We start from the raw sequence: 3,119 nt of genomic DNA, 5'->3' as shown, positions 1-3,119 counted from the left end.
GGCAGCATCGCAGCGGTCGCCGCCATCCGGTCACGCGAGGAAGGGGAAGTCGGGGTGCGAAGCTTGCAGGCTTAATTTCAATACGATGGGGGGCGCGCCAGACTGTTGCGGGCGCCTTCAATGATCTTCCCAACTCGACCATTTCTTATTTTGATGTCGTGATCATAACAGCAATAGAGTAGCCATACCCTTTGCCACAATTCGGAATCAGGCTCGAGCCACTCCACTGAAAGGCCAAGCGCTTCAGCTTCGGAGTAATCAATGACTGCTCCATGGGAGTTGTACGTGTCCGATGAGGATATCTTGTTGATAACCTCGTCGAGCGTTTCAGAACTACTTCCCTTTAACATTCCCTCCGAAAGCAATTTTTTTGCTAGCTGACGCATTCTTATAACGGCAGATTTTGCAAGTTCCCGAATGACTGGTCGCTGCGACTCGTCTTCGGATATGTACTGACACGGGACCGGGCCGAGATCCGGAAGAACAAATTGGGGGTCGATAGGCCCAAGTTCGGAGTTGATCCCGAGAAAAATCCTCTGCGATGATATCGCGATTACTGTTCCGCCGGATTTCGCCAAATTGGGTACAATTACCCTATAGTCAAGCTTCCTTTGCCGCAGAATTGTCACGAATTTTTCTACAGCATCGACGCTGCCGCCGGGCGTATTGATTATAAGATCAATTTCATTTCCATCGATACCGTCAATGACCTCAGAAACATCTTCGGGATCGGAGTGGTTAATCCCTTCGGTTGGGTGCGCGAAATATACAATAATTTCACGGCCCGTCATCTCTTCGATATCTGAAATGAGGAGCTGCCGAAGGTATCTGTCCTTTTCTTTCGCCCAAAACTTAGAAGATTGCGACGGGTGCGCAATTGTCCTCGGGAACTGCCCGGTCAGCTTCGTTCTTCGCTCGTTCATCTTTTGGGACATGGAAAAAACCTGTGTTCTCGGCCTCGAAAAGGAATGATGATTCCAAAGCCAAGTCATACTCACCAGGCCAGCCAAATCTGTGATTTGGCTCTGTAGGAGAAGACGACTTCTTCGTGCGGTGTGGCTTTGGCTGAATATACATAAGAGATCCTCAGAAATGAGGCTGCCGTCGAGGTTGAGCGGCTTCGCCTGTTGTCGTCGCGCGCAGTCGTGTCCTGGCTGCATGACAGCTAACGCAAGAATCGCCCATGTCGGTTCTGCGGTCAACGAAAAAAGCTGGCATCATCCGCCGGTTGTTGGGCAAATTTTAGCTGCTTCACTGTACTGAGTATCCGTCATTCACAACCGCGGTTTCCTCATCATCTTCCTTCGCCGCGCCAACTTGCCCGCCGCGGACATGTCTGCCTGGGCGTCCCGAGCAGACTAGCGAGCGTAGGGTAGGGTTCCACCCTACCGAACCGAAGAGTGCTATTGTGGAAACCGCATATCACATCCCGTTCCGCGCCTTCCTCTCCTCGAACAACGCCTTCCGCCCTATCTTCGACTTGATCCGCTGCTCGGGCATCGGCACCGCCTCGATCCGGGCCCAGTTGGCGGGGACCGGGGCCACGCCGCACAGATCGTCCTCGTCATGCTGGATGTCGCCGAATTCGGGGCGCCGGCCGTCCAGCATCCGATCCTCGCGCCGCGCCAGGTAATCCATCGTCTCGCCGCCCTGGATCAGGCCGGCCAGCCGCGCATGCATCCAGACCGACATCAGGTGGTTCACCCGCACCTGCCAGTCCGGTCCCATGCTGCGGAAGAAGGTCACCAGATCCTGGTCCAGCCGCAGCGTCACCCGCGTCTTGCGCTGGCCGGGTTTCTTCTGCGCGATCTCGTGCCATTCTTCGGGGATCCGCATCTCGCGCAGGATCGCGCTGTGCAGGTCCCATTCCAGCATCCGCATCGCGTCTGCCATGTAGTGGCGGTTCGCCCGCCTGACCTCTTCCGCCTTCGTGATCCTCTCTGCCATGCGCCCATCTCGCCCTGTCGCCGATGGGCCAGATTGGCGCGGGCGATCTTAACCATCCCTTAACCGGCCGCGCGTTGTCGGTGTACGACCGGTGACCATCCTGTGCGCGGTCGGTGCATGTCGTGTGCAAGCGCCGTGACGCCCTGTTCGGCGGCCCACAGCGCGGCCCCGGACAGCCGAAAGGCGCGGCCGTTTCCGGCCGCGCCCGCGTCATCTCACCCCGCGATCACAGGACGAAATCGCCCGCCCAGTAATCGCTGGCCGTATCGGTCCCATCGACGATCCTGACCGTCATCTCGGGCGTTGAATCGCTGTCGGTATTGACCCGCAGCCAGGTCTCTCCGCCTACGTCCTGCATCCAGATCGTGCCCGCGCCGCCACTGGTTGTGCCAGTGAAAACAAAGGCCTGGTTCCCGGCAAGGTTGACGTTGGCATCAATCGAGGACAGATCGATCTTGTCTTCCGTGGCGAAGGTGAAATTGATCCCCGCGCCCTGGAAATCCGTGATCCGGTCGTAGGTGGTGCTGACACCGAAGGGCGAATCCGAGGTGCTGTAGAAGCGGAACACATCCTCGCCGCTGCCCCCCGTCATCACGTCGCGCCCGGTGCTGCCGATCAACACGTCGTCCCCGGCGCCGCCCGACAGCGTGTCATCGCCCAACCCGCCATTCAGCAAATCGTCCCCATCCTGACCCGCCATCCAGTCATTGCCGGCATCGCCATACATGCGGTCATTTCCGCCATGCCCGCTCATCCGGTCGTTGTCGTTGCCGCCGCGCATGTAGTCGTTGCCGCTGCCGCCGCCCAGATAATCGTCGCCGTTCTGCCCATAGAGCGAGTCGTTGCCGTCACGGCCCGAGATCCGATCATCGCCGTTCCCGCCCTGCATGACGTTTCGATCATTGGTCCCCAGCAGCGTGTCGTCGCCACTGCCCGCGCGCAGATTCTCGAACTGGATGAAGCTTTCGCCGGCATAGTTGGTCGCACCCGAGGCCAGGTCGACGCGGTAGTCGCCGCTGAAACTGGTCGTGTCCAGCATATCGGTTCCTGCGCCGCCGCGCAGCGTCTCGGGCGTGCCCAGTCCGGCATAGACGATATCGTTGCCGCCCTGGCCGTCATAGACGCCTTGGCCGCTGGAACGGATGACATCATTTCCGGCGCCGCCATAGATC

At 58.7% G+C, this 3,119-nt stretch carries 3 protein-coding genes; all 3 read right to left on the bottom strand.

What is annotated here, in order from left to right:
* Nucleotides 1-77: 77 nt before the first annotated feature.
* Nucleotides 78-935 (bottom strand): SDH family Clp fold serine proteinase, encoded by an 858-nt coding sequence (locus B4L36_RS16150; protein ID WP_292959174.1) that lies wholly within the window; start codon nt 933-935, stop codon nt 78-80.
* A gap of 487 nt (nt 936-1,422) precedes the next feature.
* The gene (locus tag B4L36_RS16145) at nt 1,423-1,947 is read right to left on the bottom strand and encodes a BrnA antitoxin family protein (RefSeq protein WP_292959173.1); all 525 of its coding nucleotides are present in this window, start codon (nt 1,945-1,947) and stop codon (nt 1,423-1,425) included.
* 226 nt (nt 1,948-2,173) lie between these two features.
* Nucleotides 2,174-3,119 (bottom strand): calcium-binding protein (locus tag B4L36_RS16140; protein ID WP_292959172.1); only part of this gene is annotated, 946 nt, incomplete at its 5' end.

This window comes from Paracoccus sp. UBA889 (genome assembly GCA_002294185.1).
Taxonomy (GTDB): domain Bacteria; phylum Pseudomonadota; class Alphaproteobacteria; order Rhodobacterales; family Rhodobacteraceae; genus Paracoccus.
Note: the sequence above shows the minus strand (reverse complement) of the source record. Positions and strands in the feature narration are given on the sequence as shown.